Source organism: Pseudoalteromonas sp. NFXS53, assembly GCF_056629255.1.
In genome coordinates, this window is sequence record NZ_JBWVBR010000003.1 from 21,066 (window position 1) to 45,314 (window position 24,249).

Here is a 24,249-nt window from a genome sequence, read left to right on the forward strand (position 1 = left end):
ATATACTGCAAGGCTCTTTAATTATCTAGTTGTGTTAAAGCGCCTTTTTTATTTATAAGCAATTTTTTGCTTTCTTGCCTATTCACAGCTAAGTAATAATAAAATTAGCCAGACGTATCATTACAAGTAAATATGACTAAACAAACCGATCCAAATTATCTATACATTCCATACTCAGGTCCTAACCTGTTAGAAACGCCTTTATTAAACAAGGGCAGTGCATTTAGTCAATCAGAGCGTGAGAACTTTAACTTAAATGGGTTATTGCCACCGCGTTTCGAAACCATTGAAGAGCAAGTAGAGCGATGTTATCAGCAGTACTCTTCATTCAGAGATAACTTAAATAAACACATTTATCTGCGCGCAATTCAAGATAACAATGAAACTCTTTACTACCGTTTAGTCCGTGATCATTTAGAAGAAATGATGCCTATCATTTATACGCCTACGGTAGGTGATGCATGTGAAAAATTCTCTGATATTTATCGCAGCTCTCGTGGTCTATTTATTTCATATGAAGAACGTCACAATATCGATGACATTTTACGTAACGCCACAAAAGGCAAGGTAAAAGTGATTGTTGTTACCGATGGCGAACGTATTCTTGGTTTAGGTGACCAAGGTATCGGTGGTATGGGTATTCCTATCGGTAAACTAGCTCTTTATACCGTTTGTGGCGGTATTAGCCCTGCTTACACGCTACCTGTTATGCTTGACGTGGGTACTAATAATGAAAAGCTACTTGCCGACCCTATGTATATGGGCGCACGTCATAAGCGTATTAACCAAGAGCAATATGACGAGTTCTTAGACCTATTCATTAAAGCGGTTAAACGTCGTTGGCCAAACGTACTTCTTCAATTTGAAGATTTTGCTCAACCAAATGCCATGCCTTTACTTAAGCGTTATAAAGATACGATTTGTAGCTTTAATGATGACATTCAAGGCACTGCGGCGGTTACTGTAGGCTCTTTACTTGCTGCTTGCCGTGTTAAAGACGTAAAACTTAGCGACCAAAAAGTGGTGTTTGTAGGTGCAGGCTCTGCGGGTTGTGGTATTGCTGAGCAGATCATCAGTCAAATGGTGTCTGAAGGCATTTCTGATGAGCAAGCGCGTAGCCAAGTGTACATGGTTGACAGATTCGGTCTACTTACTGAGGGGATGGACGGGTTACGTGATTTCCAAGCAGCGCTTGTGCAACAAAAAGATGCCTTAACTGATTGGCAGTATAGCGGTGATTTTGCGTCTTTACTGGATGTAATGCACTGTGCAAAACCAGACATTTTAATTGGTGTTTCTGGTCAACCAGGCCTGTTCACTGAGCAAGTGGTTAAAGCGATGCATGCAGGTTGTGAGCAGCCAATTATCTTCCCATTAAGTAATCCATCACGCCAAGTTGAAGCACATCCAAAAGATGTGATTGAGTGGACGAATGGCCAAGCTATTGTTGCAACTGGTAGCCCATTTGGTGAAGTGGAATATAACGGCGAAAAGTTCATTATTCCTCAGTGTAACAATAGTTATATTTTTCCAGGTATCGGTTTAGGCGTCATTGCAGCTAAAGCTAAACGTATCACTGATGCAATGCTGATGGTATCAAGTGAAATGCTTGCTGAAGCTTCACCTCGTGCAAACACAGGTAAAGGCAGTCTATTACCTGCGCTGGTGGAGATCGAACCGTTAAGTAAAAAGATTGCCTTTGCTGTTGCGAAGAAAGCGATGGAAGAAGGTGTCGCATTAGAAATGTCTGATGAAGCAATCCTTAAAGCAATCGATAAAAACTACTGGTACCCTGAGTACCGTAATTACAAGCGTTGTAGTATTTAATGCATAACTTGTAATGTAAAAAGAGCCAGCAACTTTGCTGGCTTTTTTTGTGTCTAATTTCACCAAGCTTCTATACTTATTTTAACTATGTGGTGAGGCAAGTTGATGAAGTATGCGCTAGTGTTCTTGTTAGGACTATTCAGTATCGGACTTTATGGTGCGCCATTAAAAGTGAATATCGCTTCGGATTATGTACCGAGTCTTAACAGCAGTGCCGATATGGTTACTCGTTTATTAATTGATATTTCAAAAAGACTATATCCGCAGTTAGAAATAGACTTTATGCCCGCAAGTCGGATTCGCGAGTGGCGAACGTTGAGTATGTATCCAAATACGTGTTTGTATAACAAAGTTAAAAACCCAAAACGTGAAGCCTTAGCTTATTTCTCAGCCAGACCGCTTACGGCATTTCCTGCGAATAGATTAGTTTTAAGAGATAAAAAAGGGTTCTCCGCTGATGTTGCTTTAAATGATTTAGTCAAAACAGATTTTAAGATTGCCATAACGAAAGGCCGAAGTTACGGAAAAAACATTGATGATTTTATTAAGTCCCATCCACAGCTATTTTTTGTGAATGAAGGAGAAGAAAGCGCGAAGCGTATACGTAAAATGCTCATGCAAGGTCGCTTTGACGGCATTATTGAATATACGTCAGTCATAATAAGTGAGTATGCAGAGGTGATCGGCGAAAATAAAATTAGTTTTCATCGCATAATTGATCAAGCGCCGAGTGTATTTGGTTATATTGCTTGTGCAAAAACACCGCAAGGAAAACAAGCGATTAATTTATTTAATAAAAAAATGGCCGAATCTGAGGTTCAAGAGTTAATAATTGAAGCGCATAGAGACTTATTTTCACCTCATGAGCGTGACTTTATTACCGACTCTTTAAAAATTGCCTTTTCTATTCAGCCATAATTAATCAAGTTTTTACTTTAATAGCGCATCTTTGGTCAAATTAGGCGTTTTTTCGCTTATATTGGCTTAATACCTATAAATGGAGCAGGTATGTTTAAAAAATTACTAGCCGTATCGTCTTTACTTTTATCTTCAAGTTTTAACTACGCTTATGCAGAGCCAACCAGTCCACATTTAAGCGTAACAGGGTACGCTGAACAGCTTGTACAGCCAGATCAAGTTGTTTTAAGTGTTGCAATTTCTCACTCCGATAAAAACATCAACAAAGCAAAAGATGAAGTTGATAGTGTGATCGCACGAGTTATTAAAGTCGCCAATACTTTTAATGTCAGTAAAAATAATATTGATGCATCGCAACTTAATATTTATCGCCAACATGAATACAATCGAGGCACGCAGCAGCAAGAGTTTACTACTTTTCAGGTAACACGTAATGTTGAGATAAAGCTGAAAGACGTCGATAAATATGCGCAATTTTTACAACAGCTTGTAGAGGCCGGCGTCAATGAAATTGGCTATACACAGTTTTCATATTCAAAGGCTGATGAAGTACAAGATAAACTTAAAAAATTGGCCATCAAAGATGCAAAATCTGAGGCTAGAGAGCTTGCTAAAGCGTTCGATGCTAGTTTAGACCGTGTTTACTCTGTAAATTTTGCACATGCGCCATCTATGCCTACACCGTATGCAAGACAATCAATGATTGAATCAGGTCGAGCACATAAGCAAGCGTATAATGTCTCTGATATTGTTATTTCTTCAGAAGTTTTCGTCACTTATTTAATTAAGCAATAATACTCAATCTTTTTGAGGGACTAAAAGTGACGCTAGCGTCGTTGAAAATTTTTTATTTAGAACAACTAAATAGCAAAATTCCGACTTGCCTACATGGATGTAGGTACCTCAGCGAGAGCAGGACGCGTTAGCGGTGCTATCGACAAGTTTTTCTCGACTCAAAATAGCTCGCTTAATTAAGAGGATTGGTATAAATTTTTCGTTATAATGCGCCCTTACTATTGTAGGGCGCATTATGAGTAAAATCTTTATTATTGGTTTACCGAGAACTGGCACGACAAGTCTTTGTGCCGCATGCATTGAACTTGGTTTAACGACGGCACATACAGCTTATACAATAGAGTCATTTGATAACGCGCAAGTCATTGCCGACACGCCCATATTTAATGATTATGCGTTGCTGTATCAAAAATATCCTGATGCTAAATTCATTTATTTAGAAAGAGACTTAGCAGTGTGGCTACCGTCTATCTCTAAATTATTAACGCGCATGTCAGGTAACCTGTTCTCAGATAAAGGGGGCTTTAATGACACCATTAAGCGCTGTTTCTTAAACTCCTTTTCAGGATTAGATGCCGAGCATCTTGATAACTTCGAATTTCTGACTAAGTGTTACGAAACACATAAAGCCAAAGCCATTGCGTTTTTTGAGGACACTCAAGCGCAGCATGTTTTTTTGAATGTTAGCCAGCCTCGTAGTTTTGCAAAACTGTGTGACTTTTTAGAAGTCGATACTAGTTCTACAGAAATTACAGACATGCCTAAGCTCAACGTGAATGGTAAAGTTACGGCTTGGAATGACTTAAAGCACCCACTTAAAATAAGCTCTACACGTATGGGAAAAGTAGATAAAGACGCCGATTTACTCACATTTATGCAATCGGTTTAATTCGTGTATCTCCTACGCTAGAATACCCGCAGTTTATATTGAGTAAGAATGTTTATGTTTGAACTGAAGTACCACACCCCGTTTAATTGGACTGAAAAAGTGCTCGCTGATTTTGATACTTTTTTACAAGATCACGCCGCCGCTGAGAAAAAAGCATCTGGCATGGCCATGTCTATGTTGGGTCATTACCCTGACAGAATTAAGCTTGTGAAAGCCATGACAGATTTAGCCATCGAAGAGATGATCCACTTTAAACAAGTGTTGAAATTATTAACAGAGCGTGGGGTTACCTTAGGTAATGACCAAAAAGACCCTTATATTAAAGGTATGCGCGCTTTATTTAGACAGGGTACCGATGAATTCTTAATCGACCGTCTATTAGTAGCTGCGGTGATTGAAGCGCGAGGCCACGAACGTTTTTCTTTAGTTGCAGAAGCCTTACCTGAAGGCAAAGAGAAAGACTTTTATGTTGCCATTGCTAAATCAGAAGAGAAACATAAAAACCTGTTTGTAGAATTGGGCTACGAATACTTCGATAAAGACATTATTGATGCACGTTTAGCTGAAATACTTGAAGCTGAGGCGGAGATCTGTAAAAAGATCCCATTTACAGCGGCGCTTCATTAATCAATTTATGACGGCTGAATAGGTAAGGATTAGCGAATGAAAACGATTATTTTTGGAAACTCGGGCTCAGGAAAATCAACACTTTCAAAGCGTTTAGCGCAAGAACATTCAGCCGCACATTTAGATTTAGATACACTTGCTTGGTTGCCAACGTCACCACCGACTCGGGCACCACTTGGGTCTTCACTCGATAAAATCAATGAGTTTATTCAGTCACATTCAGATTGGGTGATTGAGGGTTGCTATAGTGATCTAATAAAACCGATCACAGAGCAGTGTCAGCATTTGGTGTTTATCGATTTAGATGTTGAAACATGTAAAGCGAATGCCAAAGCGCGCCCTTGGGAGCCGCACAAATACCCATCAAAAGAAGCTCAGGATGAAAATCTAGCCATGTTATTGGCTTGGATTGAAGACTATGACACCAGAGACGATGTCTTTTCAAAATCGGCTCATACAAAATTATTCGAAACTTTCTCAGGTAATAAAGTGCGTTTAGAAAGCAATCAGCAGAGTAGGGCGTTTAGCTTGAAGTAATATAAGCTGAGTTCTGGATAATAAATCTATCTACAGCGGCTACTTTCAACTTTAACTGCGTTGAATTTACTTGCAATAGGCCAGCTATTGACGCGTAAATTCGCCTTGCCTACATGGATGTAGGTACCTTGGCTATAGCAGGACGCGTGAGCGGTGTTATCGCTAAAAGTCTCCGGCTGCAGACTTGAAAAATTACTTATCATTTAAATATCAATGGGTGAGTAAGTCTCTTAACCAAAGCTCAGGTTAATATAGTATGTAATTAAACCAATCTCTCAAAATAGCGCATTTATCATTGAGGTTTGATATAAAAAATTCAGCGGCCTAGTGAATACTAAGGCGCTTTTTTTGCCTACTTCATCTCATGCCAATCCTCAATAATACTCCATCATTTTGAGGCACTAGAACTAAAGTTAACTTCGTTACAAATCTCTCATTTAGAGCAACTAAACAGCAAAGTTTCAGCCTCGTTATCGACAAGTTTTCATGCCTCAAAATAGATCGCTTTATTAAGATGAATGTTATCAATGCTCTCCATAGTTCAATTTGGTAACGCTTTTGCTGACGTTGTTAAGCTTGCCGATATGACCAATTACACCTATACTGTATTTATATACAGTATAGGTGTTTTAGTGCAGTATGAAAGTCATTCCTGTTAAAGCCGCAGCGGGGATCTCCGGTTTTGAGTCTCCCGCTGCTGAATATAAAGAGCTCGGTTTATCGCTCGATCAGCTCCTTGTCAGCGATCCAAATGCCACTTTTTTAGGGCTCGCATCTGGCGACTCGATGCAAGGGGTTGGTATCTTTGATGGTGATTTATTGATTGTAGATAGGGCGACTGAGCCAAAACATCAAGATGTCATTGTTGCTAATTACAATAATGAGTTTGTGTGTAAAATCCTTGATATACATAACCGCAGTTTACTGTCTGCATCGTCTTTTTTTAAACCTGTTTTGATCAGCGAATGTGATGTTTTTCAGCTCGAAGGTATTGTGACTGGTTCATTAAGAATGCATCGGCAAAACATGAGATTAAAACAATGTATGCGTTAATTGATGCCACCTCATTTTATGCTTCAGCCGAAAAAGTATTCGATTTATCAATACGTAAGCGACCGGTTGTGGTGCTCTCAAACAACGACGGCTGCATTGTTGCTGCATCTCCTGAGGTAAAAAAACTTGGCGTTCCAAAGTTTGAGCCTTACTTTAAATTAAAGCCTATTTTAGATAAGCATAATGTGGTTATTCGTTCCTCAAATTACGAATTATACGCCGATTTAAGCGACAAAATGATGGCCGTTATCAACCATTTTAGTGATCAACATTATGTATATTCCATCGATGAGTCATTTCTAAAGTTTGATGGCTATAGTGATGTGGTGAACTCTTGGTATGAGTACGGCCAGCTCATTCGTCGCACAGTCTGGCGAAAAACCAAATTACCAGTGGGGGTAGGTTTTGGGCCAACACCGACACTTGCGAAAGCCGCTAATCATGCGGCTAAAAAGTTTGTAGGCGCAACAGGCGTTGCCGTTATTGATAGTGAAAAGTCTCGAAAGCAAATTTTAGCCAATATGGCAGTATCGGACATTTGGGGTGTAGGGCGCCGATTAACCAAGCAACTTAAGTTATTCGGCATCGAAAGTGCGTTAGATTTAGCTAAACAAAACCCAAAAATGATGCGAAAACAATTTAGTGTTGTGCTTGAGCGAACGATATCGGAGCTTAATGGAGTGTCCTGTTTATCATGGGATGATGTAAAACAGCGCAAAAAAGAAGTATTCAGCACCCGCAGTTTTGGTGAGCGCGTTGAAAACCCATTCGCACTTAAAGCATCATTAGTAACGCATTGCTCAATCGTAGCCAAAAAACTACGCAAACAAGGATCTTTAACGAAGCGATTAATTATCTTCGCTCATAGCTCTCCACATGAAGATAATTACTATAAAAGGTCGTTTATTCAGAAACTTGCTGTGCCATCGAATGATAGTATGGTCTTTGCCAAACAAGTCGAGTTGGTATTCAGCCAATTGTTCCAACCTGGTGTGCGATACTACAAAGCGGGTATTGGCGCCATTGAACTCGAAGACGATATGCACCAGCAAATTGATATGTTCAATGTTTCTGACGATAAGCCCGAACTTATGCAGTGTTTAGATACAATAAATAAACGCTATGGCAGTAGTAGCTTACGTATTGGGACAGAGTTACAAAGCAATCAGTGGCAAATGAAGAGAGATTGGTTATCGAGAAGGTATACAACGCGATGGCCTGAGATCCCGCTAATAAAATGCCAATAAAACATGGTAGAAAATATCGGTTGGAAAAAACAATCTATACTCAAAGCAGTAAAGCTAACGCAAAGTGCTTGTGGTGAAGGAATATGTTTAACAAATTGATATTTGCAACGGTGATGTTATTAAATTCAAATTTAGCAAACAGTACAAACAATGAAATTTCTATTGGTATTGCAGTCAAAGAAAACAAATACATTGCAGATATAAAAGAAATTGTCACACAAGCTTATAGAGAATTAGACAAAACCGTAATTTGGAAAAACTTACCAACAAGCAGATCGCTCAGGTTAACGAATAAAGGTAAGTTAGATGCAGAATTTTTGAGAGTTAACTCAGTCGCTGATGAATATGAAAATCTCATAAAGATAGATGCGCCATTAATTTATGCATCTATCAATTTGTATTGTAAAAGCCCGAAAGATTGTGAAATGGCATTACAAGGAAAAATTCCAGTTGGCTATAACATGAGTTATAAAATCTATGAACATATCTGCAGAAAAGAATATTTGTCATGTTATGGCGTTAACACTGAGGGCGATCCAAATGTACTATTTAAACACAATCAATTAGACGCGATTTTATCTAACGATTTAGAAATAGCCGCAAGCTTAGCAAGCTTCGAGCAAGTTTTGTTTAAGAGTAGAAAATTAGAAGATGTTACAGGGCATCACTATATAAACAAAAAACATAAAAACTTAGTTTCAAGTTTAGAAGAACAATTCTCGAAACGCAGTCAGAACATTAAAAACAATTCGAAGTCTATTTCAGATCTTGTAAAAAATAACAAACATATAAAACAACTAAATTTTTAAAAGTTCGGTATTTGAAAGTTAAATCTATGGAGAAGAGTATTGATAAGAGTAATAAAAGCTTAAATAAATAAAAGGTAGTGTAAGTTTAATCTAAACATTCACCCTATTTAACATAATATAAATTATGCGATATTAGATGTGTTTCTAACAAATACGGACATCACCACTTTGAACATTAACAAATACACATTAATGTCCAATACTAGACGGTATCGGACATTTTAAAGCGGTCGAATGTATTGTTTAATCTTGGCTGTTATCTTAGTATGAAGAAAAAATTTTTAAGAAGTAAAAACATATGGAATTTGTTAGACCGCTAGAACCAATTTTAATTATCGACGACTCAGTTGAAGCCCGTGAGTATTTAAGCAATATACTAGAAAACCTCGGATTTGAAGAAGTATCAGGTTCTGAAGACTTCGAGTCTGCAAAGAACCTCCTTGAAAAAAATCCTCCTAACTTAATTTTCCTCGATATTGAGCTTCCTAATACTGATGGTTCAGGCATTTTAGAATATTTAAATGATCACTATCCTAAATCACATGTCATCATGTGTTCTGGTCATAATAGTCTGGAGTGTGTACAAAATACTTGGGAATGTGGTGCTAAAGACTTTATAGAAAAACCATTTAATGCCAAGAAAGTTGATACTGTATTAAAAAGATTAGAACTGGTTACATGAATACAAAAATAAATTCGCTGCTAGAAGCGCTTTCGACCGTTATCTATGACAAACAACCACAAGTAAAATTGGCGATTTGTAGTTTACTTTGTAAAGGTCACCTACTGATTGAAGATTTACCTGGTATGGGTAAAACCACTTTATCCCATGGTTTAGCTGAAGTGCTAGGTTTAACTTATCAAAGAGTTCAATTTACCAGTGATTTACTGCCTGCTGATATAACTGGTTCAACCATATTTAATACCGATAAACAAAGCTTTGTATTTCATGAAGGTCCTGTTTTTACACAGGTTTTACTTGCTGACGAAATAAACCGAGCGAGCCCAAAAACACAAAGTGCATTACTTGAAGCCATGGAAGAAAGACAAGTAACTATGGATGGTCATAGTCATCGTCTACCTGAGCCATTCTTTGTAATTGCGACACAAAACCCACTTCATCAATCAGGTACACACCCCCTACCAGAATCTCAATTAGACCGCTTTTTTATGCGTGTGAGTTTAGGTTACCCGTCTAAGGAGGCTGAGAAAAAACTTATACTTGGTGATCATGGTAGAAAAACAACGCTTACACAATTGATGGAGTTAAGCACCCTTTCTGAGTTGCAATCAGCCATTGAAGAGATGGACATAAAAGAGCAAGTTGTTCAATACATACTAGATTTAGTAAGTTTCACTCGAGAGTCTGGGTTATTTAAAGATCCCCTATCACCACGTGCGAGTATTGCATTAGGAACAGCCAGTAAAGCATGGGCCATGATCCACGGTAGAGACTATGTGACCCATGATGATGTGCAGGCTGTTTTTCCAGCAGTTGCTGGCCATAGGCTCAACTTAGATGCCACAGAGCAATTTAGAATTATCGACGATATCTATGCACAAGTGCCGGTTCAGATGTAATGATTAAACTGCCCCAACCTGCTTGGTTTGATGCTTTGTTATTAAAAAAGCATCAAGGAGACAGTATTAAACTCAAACATGACACCATTTATGTTTCACCATCTAAATCAGGGCTGGGTTTTTTAGGGATCGCAGTCTTAAACTTTATATTAGGGATTAATTATCAAAATAATTTGATCTTAGCTGTCTCTTATTTAATGTTTGTTCTTCTACTTATGTGCTTAATATATGCATTTAGTAATTTCAATGGCATGCAGATTGAAGTCGCAGCAATTAAAGATGATTTTGCAGATAAGCGACCATCGGTGACGTTCAAAATTGAAAATCAAAAACAACGTTACGATATTCAAATTGAGCATATTGCAACAAAAGAAAAAGGCATTTTAAAGAGAATAAAAAGTAATGAGTTTCTCGACGTATTCTTGCCTGTAAAACGTGGAAAACATACACTCGGGCGTTTCAAGATTCTGACTCACTACCCGTTTGGTTTAGTCACTATTTGGAGTTATTTGATAAGCGAAAAGCACATCTATGCCTACCCTGCACAAGTTGAAACAGAGCTTCCAAAGAATAGCTTCATTATTTCCGAAAAAGGCGAAAAAGCACTAGACGATCAGGCTTTAGCTGAAGACTTTAATGAATTAAAAAGTTATCGCGAAGGTATGAGTATACATAGGATATCTTGGCGGCATTTTGCTAAGAATAAAGAGCTGTTAGTCAAAGACTATCAATCCCCAAATAAATCAGCAAGCTATGGCTTTGATTTTGATAAAGTTTCAGGTACTAAAGAAGATAAACTGTCACAGCTGAGCTTTTTAATCGTGCAGGCCGAAATAGAGCAACAAAGTTACGCCCTTAAATTACCAAATAGACTCATTACTTTAAGCCAAGGAAACAGTCATAAAAAGCAATGTTTGGAGGCGTTAAGTGAAGCTTAATCAAATTGCTTGCTCTGTGATTTATCTATTACTTGCTTGGATAATGGCCAATGATCTTGGTTTCGTTATTGTGTCTTATATTACGGGCTTATTTGTAGCTTACGAGTTGAACAGAGTAATCTATAAAAAAACCATAACTAGCAGTATTATCAATGGCAGTGCTTTGGCGGGTATTGCACTGTTAATGGGGTTTGTTGGTGTAAAAAACTCAGTCGCATTTTTTGTGTCTATGATGTTACTTGCATCATTACTCAAAATCTATCAAGCGCAAAGCGAAAGACAGACCATGCAGGTTTTTGTGCTTAACTTTTTCACAATCCCCTGTTTATTTATTTTTTCACAAAATTTCTTTTCAGCATTGCTGGTATTTATATTAATTGGCTTTAATTTAGCCTTAATGCTGATCCATCAATATGAGTTTTCACCAAAGGAAGCCGTTAAAAACGCATTCAGCAAATTGGCCTTAACAATCCCAGTAAGCGTAATGCTAGTGCTTTTTATTCCTAAATTACCTGCATTTTGGCAACTTCCAGGACCGAACTCTGCTAAAACTGGCTTATCAGAGAACGTTGACCCGTTTGAAATTTCAAAATTATCCGAGTCAAATGAGTTAGTCTTTAGAGCTATTTTTCCAAAAGAGCGAAATATTGAAGGCCCCTTTTATTGGCGCGCACTTGTGCATGATGAATTTGATGGTACAAGATGGAATATGTCGTCATTGCAAAGTGTTTCAGCTAATTATCAAACCAGTAATAATACACATAGCTACACGATTATAGCTGAACCAAGCCATTTAAAGTGGTTATATGCGCTCGACAAAATGACAACAGAGCAAGATTTAGTCGCTACCAATGTATTCGGCCTACCTTATCGAAAGCGCCCAGTCAGTTCAGCATTTGAATACCAGGTTTACAATGTCGTTGACACTCAAGATACCAGTATTACCCGTTGGCAATATAGACAAAATATTCAATTACCAAGTGAGTTAAACCCACAAGCAATAGCACTGGCTGAGCAGTTTGATAAGCAAAGTAATGATACAGCTGGATTTATTGCTTTATTGAGAAACTATATTTTAGAACAAGGCTTTACATACACCCTTAACCCACCTATCAGTCAGTCGAGAGACAAAATTGATGAATTTTTGTTTAATAACAAAGCAGGGTTTTGTGGGCATTATGCTTCTACTGTGGCTATGATGATGCGAAGTGTTGGGATCCCTGCAAGATTAGTATCGGGTTACTTAGGTGGAGAACTCAACACAGAAAATAACTATTACAGTATTTATCAATATGATGCACATGCTTGGCTTGAATATTACGTGCCTAATCAAGGCTGGCTTGAGTTAGATCCGACAGCATGGGTATCACCAGAGCGATTAAATGGTTCTTTGTCACAGCATAGTCAATTGTCTGAAGAGTTAAAAAGTAACATAGGGATGACACTGATGGGGTTGTCGGATGTCGCACTAGTTAATTGGCTTCGTTTACAACTAGAAGCATTTGATTATCAATGGACACGTTGGGTTTTAAATTTTGACGACCAGAAGCAAAGTAGTTTTCTAAAAGATGTATTTGGTGAAAAAGCTAAAATGCTTTCAGGTATCGCGGTCATCATAGGGCTTAGCCTGTTGTTTACCTTAGTGTATTGGGTATTACAACGCAATTCACACCCACCCACTCCCTTGCCTGTTAAACTGTTACGTAAATTACAAGTTAGCGCTTTTGGAGAATTTGATAATACTAAAACGTCAGGGCAAATCATTTCAGCTATTCAATCCAAACATCCAAAGCTAGAAGCTGAACTGAGTAATTTTTTATATGAGTTCGAAAAAGTCCGATACGGGAATAAAAGTGAATTAGCAGAACTAAAGAAACACTATTTAGCATTAACAAAACAATTTAAAAACAATAAAAGAGATTAGTATGAATTCAGTATTAATTGGGGTTTTACTCATGTTAGGCCTGTCTTTGGCCAGAGTGAACGTGATTGTTGCAATGACAATCAGTGCACTTTCTGCAGGTTTGATTGCAGGTCTCGGTTTAGGAGACACATTACAAGCATTTAACAGTGGTTTATCTGGTGGCGCAGAAATCGCTTTAAGTTACGCCATGCTCGGTGCATTTGCAGTAGCCATTTCAAAATCTGGCTTAACGCTCATTCTTGCCGATAAATTACTGTCGAAAGTAGACAAAGCACACTCTAAACATATGCAAACGTTAAGTATGCTGATCATGACGATCATTTTGGCATGTGCGATTGCATCACAAAATTTGGTCCCAGTACATATCGCATTTATACCTATTTTAATCCCGCCATTGTTGGTGGTCTTTAATAAGCTACAGCTTGATAGACGAGCTATTGCTTGTATTCTAACGTTTGGGCTTGCGACTTCTTATATGGTTCTGCCCTATGGCTTTGGCGGTATTTATCTTTATTCGATTTTACATAAGAACCTAGCTGAAAATGGCTTAGAAATTGTAAATACCGATGTACCTGAAGCCATGATTATTCCTGCGCTAGGTATGCTTGTCGGCCTGATCATCGCGGTATTTTTTAGTTATAGAAAAGATAGGCACTATTCTGACAAAGAGTCAGAAAAATCATCAAACAAAATAAATGTCGAGAACCCTAAAAAAGTGATGATTATTGGTGGTATTGCCGTTATATGCTCATTACTAGCACAAAATGTGAGTGGTTCAATGATCTTAGGTGGACTTGTTGGCGTGATGATTTTTAGTATATTCGGCATCGTAAAGTGGGAGCAAAGCTCTGATGTCTTTAGCCAAGGTGTTGCTATGATGGCAATGATTGGCTTTATTATGATCTCAGCTCAAGGCTTCGCGTCAGTGATGAAAGCAACAGGTGATGTCGCGAGTTTAGTCAACACCACAGCTGATATTGTGGCTGGTAATAAACCTTTAGCAGCTGCAATGATTTTACTAGTTGGTTTATTAATCACTATGGGCATAGGTAGTTCATTTTCTACAGTGCCAATTATCGCCACTTTATTTGTACCACTTTGCCTCACTATTGGTTTTTCGCCAATGGCAACTGCAGCATTGGTTGGCACCGCAGGGGCTTTAGGCGACGCAGGCTCCCCTGCTTCAGATTCAACTTTAGGCCCTACATCAGGACTCAATACCGACGGTCAACATGACCATATTAAAGACTCAGTGATCCCAACATTCATTCACTTTAATATTCCATTGCTCATATTTGGTTGGGTTGCAGCCATGGTGCTATAAAACAAAGCATAGTAATGAAAAACGTGATAAGCCGCACTCACTTCTGATGCGGCTTTTTTATAAATGGCACGAATTAAATTAGCTAGCTCAAGCTTGTAAAGATAAAAATAAAAAAGGTACTGATCTGAGTGTCATATTTTCAAGAAAGGTAAAAAAAGGCCGCTAAAAGCGGCCTAAAACACATCATGGGTAAACATGAGGGATAAGTGTGAAAACAAGATTATTGTAACCATCCCTATGTAAAATAAAACCACATTATTGCGTCTAATTGATTCGTTAAAATCTGATTAAATTGCTGGTGCAATTTCTACTCTATTACGACCATGGGCTTTCGCTAAATATAAAGCCTTGTCCGCAGAAGCAATAAAGTCCTCTACACTTTGTTTTTGTTTATAAAAAGCAATACCAAAGCTCGCTGTTATATTGCGTATAGCTTTACCGGTTTTCTTACCTTTAACTGAGAGTTTTTCAATATCTTGACGTATAGCCTGACAGAAATTTAATGCCTCACTAACACTCTTAAAATCAGCCAAAATACAGAACTCTTCACCACCATATCTGTAAGCATTAGCTTTATTTAAACAATGTCTCGAAAGCTTATTGGCAACAACTTTGAGTACATCATCACCTTTTTGATGACCAAAGTCGTCATTGAATTGTTTAAAGTGGTCAATATCTAAAAAGATAAGTGTTTTAGAAATCGGGGGGCTGCTAATAAACTGGTTGATATGTACAACGATATCTTCGTCGAACTTACCGCGGTTAAGCAAACCTGTAAGCTGATCTGTAATTGCCGCTTCCTGTGTGCTAACAAGAGCCTGTTTTAATTCGGTAATTTCACTATAAGCAGCTTGCAATTTTTTTTGAAAAGAAAAAGCCGTTTGCTGCATAACAACAGACTCTTCTGTCAGTTTATCAACATAACTTAATACATTATCAAAACTAGATATATCATTCTTATCAAGCTCACTAAGGTCTGATTTACACTGCAACAAAACAGAGTTAAAGCTTTGTGAACTCGCGAGGGTTGAATCTATGTCAGTTTGTACAGACTCTAGTGTACCTTGAAAATTATCGGAGATCTGATGAAAAAGCGCTAAGTCTTTGTCAGATAAATATTTGTCAAATAAATATCTAGCTGATGAAGCCGGACAAGTCCCGTGTTCTGCGAGAATATTATCAAGCTCAATATTCAAAGCTAAATTGCTACCTAGAACATAGCAATACCAAATAGCATAATTTATTGGTGTTACAGGTATCTTATATTTGACCAGGAGCGGTATTGCTTGCTTAAGACACTGGGCAGAATGAGATAACGAGGTATTAAAATCCATAGTTGAGATAACTCATATTGGCATTCACAATCAGTGATGCGCTTTATTTTTATACAATGGGAAGAAAAAACTAACCCTTAAGTGCTAAATTAATGGAAATCCGAAACGATATCAATTTAAATTTAAGGGATTATAAGAGAAAGGGATAAAGATATTAGGGGATGAATAAAAAACTAATACTTTTAACTAGTTAAAAGGAATTTTATTAAACATCCCTATAAGAGGTAAAACCCAAGCTATTGAATAATAATAATTTTATATCAGCTCTTGATTTATGATTATTTTATTTTTTACAAAATTTACTTGCGCTGCCGCACCATTAACCAGTGTCAAATTAGGAGAAACATGGCCAATATCAAGATTTCCGAAAACCGGAATGTTTAGGTCAGCAAATACTTCATTCAAAATAACTTCTTCATTTCCAAGTGAGTTATTCGAATACTCGAATTTATTTCTGCCAATTAAAATACAGCGACATTCAGAAAAGACCCCTTTAATTTTAAGACTTAAAAGTGCACGTTTATATTGTGTTGGACTTAGCTCTGCATTTTCTAAATAAACTATGATGTCTTTTGAATCCGCAATATTTTCAAAAGACAAAAATTCTGATCCCATTGTAAGCTGGAGTGTGTCAATACATCCGCCAATTAATGAGCCTTTTAATGTTGTTTGTTCATTACAATTAATAGCGATCAATTCACTCAATGTATCTAAAGAATAAGATGACAATGGGTCACTTTGATAATCTGGATAATCAAACTCATGATAAGAAGAGGACTTCTGCTCAAACGAATAACCCTCTGCTGCATTAAAAAGTAAATCAAACAGTGATTTAACATAATCACTGTTTTCATTTCCTGCAATTTGCATCAAGTTAGCACTATGAATGGTATACCAACCTACTCTACTTGTAATAGCCGTAGTCAAAGTGCTGATATCAGAGAAGCCAAAAATCCATTTAGGTTTCGATTTTGCAATTACGTCCCAATTGATTAGAGGCAAAACCTCTAGAGCAAAATCTCCTCCCCATGGCGCAATAACCGCATCATACTTATCGTCAGATAGATATTTATTCAATGAATTTGCAATGCACTGTTTTGAAATTGCCACATCAGATAAGACATTTTCATCAACATAAACGTCAAGACCAAATGACTTTAAAGTTTTGATACATTCTTGAAAACGTTTTTCTAAACTCAGAGGTACTGGTGATGAAAAGGTGCAAACTGCAACTTTACACCCTTTTTTTAATTTAGCTGGGATCTTCATTGTTTTCCTTGTTTAATTATAACATCTATAACACTGATCTACTTAACACTCAATTGGTATGATGTGTTCTATTACATATCATATAGACACAACCGAATACAACAAAACTAGAGATTAATAATAAACAAGGTTAAGATACTTAAAATTTGATAAAGCCGTAACCCAATGAGCAGCCACTTAAAAGAAGAATTTAGTGCCTATTTTCAAGTAGAAGAAGCAAATCAAGTCAATCTGTTTGCTGTAGAAGAAAGTGAAGTACCACAAACGAAACAAGCGCTAGAGCTGTCCATCCCTCCACTTTTTAGACTGGCAAACGAGGTCAATGAGTTAGACGTAAATGCATTAAGGCCACTAAGAAATTTAGGAGACGTTGCTTCTGAGCTTGCTGAATATTTAAAAGCACAGTCTAGAAAAATAGACCTAATAATGAGTCATATTCTCGCAACAGAACAACCCGACGACAGTAATCAATATTGTGATAGTTATGGCGGTGGCGGTCTTAAAGTAACGTGTGCGACCCCCTTCGCTGTAGGTCAAAACTTAAGAACCAAGATTTTTTTAAATCATGAAGCCAGTGCGATTTATTGTTATACACAAGTCATTGACGTTGAATATTTAGGTGAAAATCAATATCAGCATACTTTGGCTTTTGTACAAATAAGAGACGACGATCAAGAGTTAATGGTCAGAGCAAGTCTACACGCGCAAACAAGACAACTAAAAAAGAAGCAAAATAAATAACTAGCAGACAAAAATACTGACAGTTCTAGTGTAAATGATAAAATAGAGAATTATATTTCTTTTATCTCATTCGCTAATGCAATTTACACTTTTACCAGAATGGGCCGAGCAAGATGCAGTCATGCTAACTTGGCCTCATTTAGATACTGATTGGTCTGATATTTTAGACAAAGTTGAACCTGTTTACATCGCTTTATGCCAGCAAATATCACAAGTAGAAGACGTGGTTATTATTGCCCACAATGAATCACTTAAAGCTCATATTTCGAACTTACTAAAAAACCATGATGTTGACCTAACAAAAGTTCATTTTGTAGTTACCCCGTGCAATGATACCTGGGCTCGAGATCACGGCCCTATCACAACTCAAAATGCCGAGGGTAAGTTATCCATTAAAGACTTCACCTTTACAGGCTGGGGCAATAAATTTGCCGCTGAACTAGATAATAAAATTAATAGAGTACTGGTCAATGAACTTGCCAGAACAGAGAATGATTATGATGTCGTCGACATGGTGCTTGAAGGTGGCGGTATTGAAATTAATGAAGCGGCTACATTATTAACAACTACCGAGTGCTTGTTAAATGATAACCGCAACCCAGAATTGTCAAAAGTTGACGTTGAAGAAATCTTAAAAGACAAATTAGGCGCTAAAGATTTCTTATGGGTCGATCACGGTTATTTGGCAGGTGATGACACCGACAGTCACATCGATACCCTAGTGAGATTTGCACCGAAAAATACCTTAGTTTATGTTGGCTGCGATGATGAAAATGATGAACATTATGCTGCTTTGGCTAAAATGGCTGAACAGTTGCGCTCATTTCGAACACCTGCAGGTGAGGCTTATAAACTAATTGAGCTACCTTGGCCAAAAGCCATCTTTGATGATGAAGGCTGCCGTCTACCAGCAACTTACGCGAACTATTTAATCATGAACAAAACAGTACTCGTGCCTGTTTATAATGATGAAAAAGATGCGCTTGCTCTTAAACAAATTCAGCTAGCTTACCCAGAACATACCGTGATTGGAGTTGATTGTATTCCAATCATCCATCAATTTGGCAGCTTACACTGTATTACCATGCAATTGCCGAAAGGCTTTTTAAAGAGGATTTAACATGTCTAACAAATTGAAAGTGGGCATTGTTCAACACAGTAACTCAAGTAACATTACAGAAAACACAAATAAAACAGTCGCTGAAATTAGAAATGCCGCAGCGCAAGGTGCCAAACTTATTGTGCTTCAAGAGCTTCACAGAAGTCTCTATTTTTGCCAAACAGAAGATACAGATCTGTTCGATTTAGCAGAAACAATCCCAGGACCTTCGACTGAACTGTACGGTGAGCTCGCGAAAGAGCTGAATGTTGTTATTGTAACTTCTCTATTTGAAAAGCGTGCAACGGGTTTATATCACAATACTGCGGTTGTATTAGACACCGATGGCAGCATCGCTGGTAAATACAGAAAAATGCACATCCCTGATGATCCTGGTTTTTACGAAAAGTTCTACTTTACGCCTGGTGATTTGGGCTTTGAGCCTATTCAAACATCGGTTGGTAAATTAGGTGTATTAGTATGTTGGGATCAATGGTTCCCTGAAGCTGCACGTTTAATGGCAATGGCTGGCGCAGAGTTATTAATTTACCCTACAGCGATTGGTTGGGACCCACGCGACGATAAAGATGAGCAAATCCGTCAACGTGACGCATGGATCATCTCACAACGTGCACATGCCGTTGCAAACGGAGTGCCTGTTATTTCAGTGAACCGTGTCGGTCATGAAGCAGATCCATCAGGTCAAAGTGAAGGCATTCAATTTTGGGGCAACTCTTTTGTTGCAGGTCCTCAAGGTGAAATGTTACTTCATGCTGATGAGCAAGAAGAGCAAACCTCAACGGTAGAAATTGATCAGGCCCGTAGTGAATCTGTTCGCCGTGTTTGGCCGTATCTACGTGACCGCCGTATCGACCATTATGGTGACTTACAAAAAATTTATAGAGACTAGCGTGAGGTGGTGTTACCTACCTCGTATACCAATCCTCTTAATTAAGTATTATTGAGCATTGGTATAATTCTCAGAATTATTATAATAAATAGGAGCTTTCATGGCGTCTGCGCATTGGCAATCTATGCCTTGGGTAAAAAATAACAAAGATAAAATTAGTTGGGGCCAGTTAACAGGCAGTGGCTTGGCGCTCACGATCAGTGCAAATATAGCTGATAAGAAAACCATGACAGTTATTGTCACCCCCGACACCCCTTCTGCTTTGCGCCTAGAAACAGAGTTAGACTATTTATTACAACAACATAAGGTGATGACATTCCCGGACTGGGAAACGCTGCCTTATGACCACTTTTCGCCACACCAAGATATTATTTCACAGCGCCTTGAAACACTGAATGCGTTAAAGCAGCAAAGTAAGACTGTTTTAATTATTCCTGTTTCGACACTCATGCTCAGAACAGCGCCGCCTAGTTTTATTTATGGTCAAGCGCTTAAATTTAAGTGTGGCGATACTGTTGATGCGCAGCAGCTAAAAGATTCCTTAACAGAATCTGGGTATCGACATGTTCAACAGGTCATGGAACACGGTGAATTTGCAGTAAGAGGGTCTATTGTTGATTTATACCCTATGGGCAGTAAAACCCCCTACCGCATCGATTTTTTCGACGACGAAATAGATTCAATCCGTTTATTCGATATTGAAACTCAGCGCTCTAGTGATACCGTCAAAGAAATTGACCTATTACCTGCCCATGAATTTCCAACTAATCCAGAAGATATTGAGAGGTTCAGAATTGCTTATCGAGCTGAGTTTGGTGCAAGCTCTGAGCAAGACTCTATCTATATGCAGGTCAGCAGGGCAAATTGGCCTGCTGGTATCGAGTATTATCTCCCCCTGTTCTTTGAGTCACTTTCTACCATTTTTGATTATCTCCCAGAAGATGCTGCTATTATGCATCTTGCAGACATAGAACATGCTGCAAAGGGTTTTTGGGATGATGTTGAAAAGCGATATGAAAACCGACGAGTTGACCCTTTAAGGCCGTTATTATCGCCAGAAAAGCTCTACTTACCTGTGGAGTCGCTTTATCAGCAGTTTAAACAATTCGCACGAGTAAATTTATCTCAAGCCAGCTTACCTACAAAAGCGGGGAATACAAACGTAGATGCGACTTTAATTGATGGCATTCGAATCGACCATAAAAAAGCTGACCCTTACGATGCTATTTTGAAGTTTGTTGCCGATCAAAAGAAACAAAAAGCACGCATTTTATTTAGTGTAGAGTCTGATGGTCGTCGAGAATCACTACTTACATTATTAAAAACAACAAATTTAAAACTTAAGCAATTCGAACATCTCAACGATTTTATCTCTACCTCTAATGACGTCGGTATTATTGTCAGTCCACTCGAACAAAGTATTTCACTGTCTGGTAAGCCCAAACTTAATATTATTACTGAGCAAGAATTACTTGGTATTAAGGTTTCACAGCGACGCCGAAGAAAGCATAAATATGAGCAAGGCCAAGATGCTTTAATTCGAAATTTAGCCGAGCTGAAAGAAGGTCAACCGATTGTTCATTTAGATCACGGTGTGGGGAGATACCTAGGCCTGCAAACAATCGACGCAGCCGGCGTTGCAACCGAGTTTGTCACCATCACCTATGCGAACGAAGCAAAGCTATATGTACCTGTTTCTGCTTTACACATGCTGAGTCGTTATTCTGGTGGTGAAGAAGCATCCGCACCACTTCATAAGCTAGGTTCAGATGTTTGGGAAAAGGCAAAAAGGCGCGCTGCAGAAAAAGTCAGAGACGTTGCCGCTGAATTACTCGATATCTATGCTAAACGCCAGAGTAAACCAGGATACAAGTTTAAACTTGATGGTCAGGGCTATCGTGATTTTGCCGATAGCTTCCCATTTGAAGAAACGGACGATCAACGTAACGCCATTGAAGCTGTACTTGCAGATATGCAATCTAATCAAGCGATGGATAGATTAGTATGTGGTGACGTAGGCTTTGGTAAAACAGAAGTGGCAATGCGTGGCGCATTTGCCGCGGTTAACGATGGCAAACAAGTTGCTGTACTGGTACCAACCACACTACTTGCTCAACAACACTTTGAAAACTTTAAAGACCGTTTTGCAGATTTACCCGTTGAAGTTGGCGTATTATCTCGATTTAACAGCACAAAAGAGCAAAAAGAGACATTAGCTAAGTTAGAAAATGGCACCATAGATATCGTCATCGGTACACATAAACTGATCCAAGACAATATTAAGTTCAGTGATTTAGGCTTACTCATTGTTGACGAAGAGCACCGCTTTGGTGTGCGTCAAAAAGAGAAAATTAAACAGCTCCGTGCTGACGTTGATATTCTAACGCTGACAGCAACACCAATTCCAAGAACGCTCAATATGGCGATGAGTGGCATGCGCGATTTATCTATCATCGCTACACCGCCTGCAAAACGCCTAGCAGTGAAAACCTTTGTTCAAGAGCGTAATGATGAGCTAATAAGAGAAGCCATTTTGCGTGAAATCAAGCGTGGTGGCCAAGTTTACTTCTTGCACAACAATGTTGAAACCATTGAAAAGACCGCATTTGATATTTCAGAACTTGTGCCTGAAGCCAGTGTTGCCATTGCCCATGGTCAAATGCGCGAGCGTGAATTAGAAAACCTGATGAGTGATTTTTATCACCAAAAGCATAATGTACTGGTGTGTACGACCATCATCGAAACGGGTATTGATATTCCGTCTGCAAATACCATCATCATGGATAGAGCTGACAAGCTTGGTTTGGCACAACTACATCAATTAAGAGGTCGGGTTGGCCGAAGCCACCATCAAGCTTATGCTTACTTATTAACAAGAAATAGCCAATCACTCAGTAAAGATGCTGTAAAACGTCTACAAGCGATAGAGTCACTTGAAGACTTAGGCGCTGGTTTTGCGCTGGCAACACACGATTTAGAAATTCGTGGTGCCGGTGAGCTGTTAGGTGATGATCAAAGTGGTCAAATCCAGTCTGTAGGCTTCACTTTATATATGGAAATGCTCGAACATGCTGTTCAAGCGCTACGCGATGGTAAAGAGCCAACTCTTGAGAACTTGTTACAGCAGCAAACTGAAGTAGACCTTAAAATTCCTGCGCTACTACCAGATGATTATATTCCAGATGTGAATATTCGACTTAGCATGTACAAACGTATCGCCTCTATTGCAAACGCCGATGAAATCGACGAAATGAAAGTTGAGCTGATTGACCGTTTTGGGCTGCTACCAGATGCGACTAAAAACTTGTTTGCTATACAGCAAATTAAACTTCAAGCGAACAAAATTGGTGTGAGTAAAATAGAAGCGAACATCAAAGGCGGCTACTTCGAGTTCAGTTCTGATACAAAAGTTAACCCAACGTTCATCATTGCTTTGATACAAAGTAATCCGTCAGTCTATAGAATGGAAGGTGCAAATAAGTTACGCTTCAATATAGAAGAAAAAAATGGCCAAGAAAGACTAAAATTAATCAGTGCCATGATAAATGATTTTGATAAAAAGGCATCTGCATGAAGCATAAGCTTTTAAAGCTCACAACATTGACGTTTTTAACTGCGTTTGCAGCCAATGCAAACGCAACCCGTTGGTTTGAAATTGAACTCATTGCTTTTGAGCAAAAACCAACGCCTGAGTTACGAGAAGATTTTAAACTTGAGCGTAAACCGATTCAGGCTCGAAAAACATTGGATATGATAGAAACAGGGCTAAACAATCAAGGTCAGATCCAATGTTTGGCAGGTGAACAACAATTTGATCCTAGAGAATTAAGCCAGCAAATCGTTGCAACATCCAGTTCTTGGCAATGTGATGATGATAGAAATTATCTTGAACAAATGCAGTCGTTGCCATTAACACCCTTTGCAGAGCCGCAAGAGCATATGGATTCAATGTATTTGCTTGCTGAAGAACAGTTTCAATTTGAATCTGTTTTAAATAAATTAAAACGTAAAGGGTTGGATCCAATATTACACACTGGCTGGCGCTTTCCTGAAATGAGTAGCCGACGAGCGCCAAGTATTGAAATCATAGCCGGCCAAAAAATTGCTAAACCAACCAGCTATAAAGCAATTAATAACATCAGTAATGATGGTTACATTAGCCTTTTAGGTAAGCCTATACAACATCAAGCGATTAACGATGAGTTTAAGTGGCAAGTTGAAGGGCTAATGAAAATTCATGTCAGACATTATTTGTTTGTTACTACAGATATAAATATCAATTTCATTGATAACGAAGGTGAATTACAACAAGCAAGAATGTCTCAATATACTCGTGTTTATAGTGGTGATATACATTACTTAGATCACCCTAGACTCGGGATAATATTTCAAATAAGAAAATATAAACATTAAACACGAGGGGTTAT

At 38.3% G+C, this 24,249-nt stretch carries 21 protein-coding genes; 19 read left to right on the forward strand and 2 right to left on the reverse strand.

Translation table 11 applies throughout. The features are described from left to right. The first annotated feature begins 132 nt into the window (after positions 1-132). The 14 genes from AC1HJP_RS04855 to AC1HJP_RS04920 all read left to right on the forward strand — a co-directional run bounded on the left by AC1HJP_RS04855 (position 133) and on the right by AC1HJP_RS04920 (position 14,469). Positions 133-1,827, forward strand: a complete 1,695-nt coding sequence (locus AC1HJP_RS04855; RefSeq protein ID WP_480360663.1) for an NAD-dependent malic enzyme — start codon at positions 133-135, stop codon at positions 1,825-1,827. 105 nt (positions 1,828-1,932) lie between these two features. Beyond that, complete coding sequence (locus AC1HJP_RS04860; protein WP_480360664.1) at positions 1,933-2,745, forward strand: ABC transporter substrate-binding protein; 813 nt, start codon at positions 1,933-1,935, stop codon at positions 2,743-2,745. Positions 2,746-2,835: 90 nt separating this feature from the next. Next, on the forward strand, positions 2,836-3,540 hold the full coding sequence (locus tag AC1HJP_RS04865) for an SIMPL domain-containing protein (RefSeq protein ID WP_480360665.1): 705 nt from the start codon (positions 2,836-2,838) through the stop codon (positions 3,538-3,540). Between the two features lie 235 nt (positions 3,541-3,775). After that, complete coding sequence (locus AC1HJP_RS04870) at positions 3,776-4,429, forward strand: sulfotransferase (RefSeq protein WP_480360666.1); 654 nt, start codon at positions 3,776-3,778, stop codon at positions 4,427-4,429. Positions 4,430-4,483: 54 nt separating this feature from the next. Then, positions 4,484-5,056: a MiaE family protein gene (locus tag AC1HJP_RS04875; RefSeq protein ID WP_404395106.1), complete on the forward strand. Its 573-nt coding sequence runs from the start codon at positions 4,484-4,486 to the stop codon at positions 5,054-5,056. A gap of 36 nt (positions 5,057-5,092) precedes the next feature. Next, complete coding sequence (locus AC1HJP_RS04880) at positions 5,093-5,593, forward strand: P-loop NTPase family protein (RefSeq protein WP_480360667.1); 501 nt, start codon at positions 5,093-5,095, stop codon at positions 5,591-5,593. Between the two features lie 639 nt (positions 5,594-6,232). Further along, positions 6,233-6,646: a LexA family protein gene (locus tag AC1HJP_RS04885; protein WP_480360668.1), complete on the forward strand. Its 414-nt coding sequence runs from the start codon at positions 6,233-6,235 to the stop codon at positions 6,644-6,646. Next, positions 6,634-7,893: a Y-family DNA polymerase gene (locus AC1HJP_RS04890; RefSeq protein ID WP_480360669.1), complete on the forward strand. Its 1,260-nt coding sequence runs from the start codon at positions 6,634-6,636 to the stop codon at positions 7,891-7,893. The genes AC1HJP_RS04885 and AC1HJP_RS04890 overlap by 13 nt, the downstream gene beginning before the upstream one ends. Before the next feature lie 83 nt (positions 7,894-7,976). Further along, positions 7,977-8,702 (forward strand): hypothetical protein, encoded by a 726-nt coding sequence (locus AC1HJP_RS04895; RefSeq protein WP_480360670.1) that lies wholly within the window; start codon positions 7,977-7,979, stop codon positions 8,700-8,702. 298 nt (positions 8,703-9,000) lie between these two features. Continuing rightward, positions 9,001-9,384 (forward strand): response regulator, encoded by a 384-nt coding sequence (locus AC1HJP_RS04900; protein ID WP_480360671.1) that lies wholly within the window; start codon positions 9,001-9,003, stop codon positions 9,382-9,384. Beyond that, the gene (locus tag AC1HJP_RS04905; RefSeq protein ID WP_480360672.1) at positions 9,381-10,283 is read left to right on the forward strand and encodes an AAA family ATPase; all 903 of its coding nucleotides are present in this window, start codon (positions 9,381-9,383) and stop codon (positions 10,281-10,283) included. The genes AC1HJP_RS04900 and AC1HJP_RS04905 overlap by 4 nt, the downstream gene beginning before the upstream one ends. Then, positions 10,283-11,221 carry a DUF58 domain-containing protein gene (locus AC1HJP_RS04910; protein ID WP_480360673.1) on the forward strand — a complete coding sequence of 313 codons (939 nt, stop codon included), beginning with the start codon at positions 10,283-10,285 and terminating at the stop codon, positions 11,219-11,221. Before AC1HJP_RS04905 ends, AC1HJP_RS04910 begins: the two co-directional genes overlap by 1 nt. Continuing rightward, positions 11,211-13,145: a transglutaminase TgpA family protein gene (locus tag AC1HJP_RS04915; RefSeq protein WP_480360674.1), complete on the forward strand. Its 1,935-nt coding sequence runs from the start codon at positions 11,211-11,213 to the stop codon at positions 13,143-13,145. Before AC1HJP_RS04910 ends, AC1HJP_RS04915 begins: the two co-directional genes overlap by 11 nt. Before the next feature lies 1 nt (position 13,146). Further along, positions 13,147-14,469, forward strand: a complete 1,323-nt coding sequence (locus AC1HJP_RS04920) for a Na+/H+ antiporter family protein (protein ID WP_480360675.1) — start codon at positions 13,147-13,149, stop codon at positions 14,467-14,469. 287 nt (positions 14,470-14,756) lie between these two features. Here AC1HJP_RS04920 and AC1HJP_RS04925 read toward each other — a convergent pair whose 3' ends face one another. Together AC1HJP_RS04925 and AC1HJP_RS04930 are read right to left on the reverse strand one after the other, a co-directional pair. Further along, on the reverse strand, positions 14,757-15,665 hold the full coding sequence (locus tag AC1HJP_RS04925) for a GGDEF domain-containing protein (RefSeq protein WP_480360676.1): 909 nt from the start codon (positions 15,663-15,665) through the stop codon (positions 14,757-14,759). Positions 15,666-16,058: 393 nt separating this feature from the next. Further along, positions 16,059-17,072 (reverse strand): S66 family peptidase, encoded by a 1,014-nt coding sequence (locus tag AC1HJP_RS04930; protein ID WP_480360677.1) that lies wholly within the window; start codon positions 17,070-17,072, stop codon positions 16,059-16,061. Between the two features lie 165 nt (positions 17,073-17,237). Here AC1HJP_RS04930 and AC1HJP_RS04935 point away from each other — a divergent pair, with 165 nt between their 5' ends. From AC1HJP_RS04935 to AC1HJP_RS04955, 5 genes are all read left to right on the forward strand, one after another. Further along, positions 17,238-17,813: a PilZ domain-containing protein gene (locus AC1HJP_RS04935; RefSeq protein WP_480360678.1), complete on the forward strand. Its 576-nt coding sequence runs from the start codon at positions 17,238-17,240 to the stop codon at positions 17,811-17,813. Between the two features lie 76 nt (positions 17,814-17,889). Next, complete coding sequence (locus tag AC1HJP_RS04940; protein WP_480360679.1) at positions 17,890-18,933, forward strand: agmatine deiminase family protein; 1,044 nt, start codon at positions 17,890-17,892, stop codon at positions 18,931-18,933. Position 18,934: 1 nt separating this feature from the next. Next, the gene (locus AC1HJP_RS04945; RefSeq protein WP_480360680.1) at positions 18,935-19,822 is read left to right on the forward strand and encodes a carbon-nitrogen hydrolase; all 888 of its coding nucleotides are present in this window, start codon (positions 18,935-18,937) and stop codon (positions 19,820-19,822) included. 100 nt (positions 19,823-19,922) lie between these two features. Beyond that, on the forward strand, positions 19,923-23,396 hold the full coding sequence (gene mfd / locus AC1HJP_RS04950; protein ID WP_480360681.1) for a transcription-repair coupling factor: 3,474 nt from the start codon (positions 19,923-19,925) through the stop codon (positions 23,394-23,396). After that, positions 23,393-24,235 carry a CsiV family protein gene (locus AC1HJP_RS04955; RefSeq protein ID WP_480360682.1) on the forward strand — a complete coding sequence of 281 codons (843 nt, stop codon included), beginning with the start codon at positions 23,393-23,395 and terminating at the stop codon, positions 24,233-24,235. Before mfd ends, AC1HJP_RS04955 begins: the two co-directional genes overlap by 4 nt. The last annotated feature ends 14 nt before the right edge of the window (positions 24,236-24,249 follow it).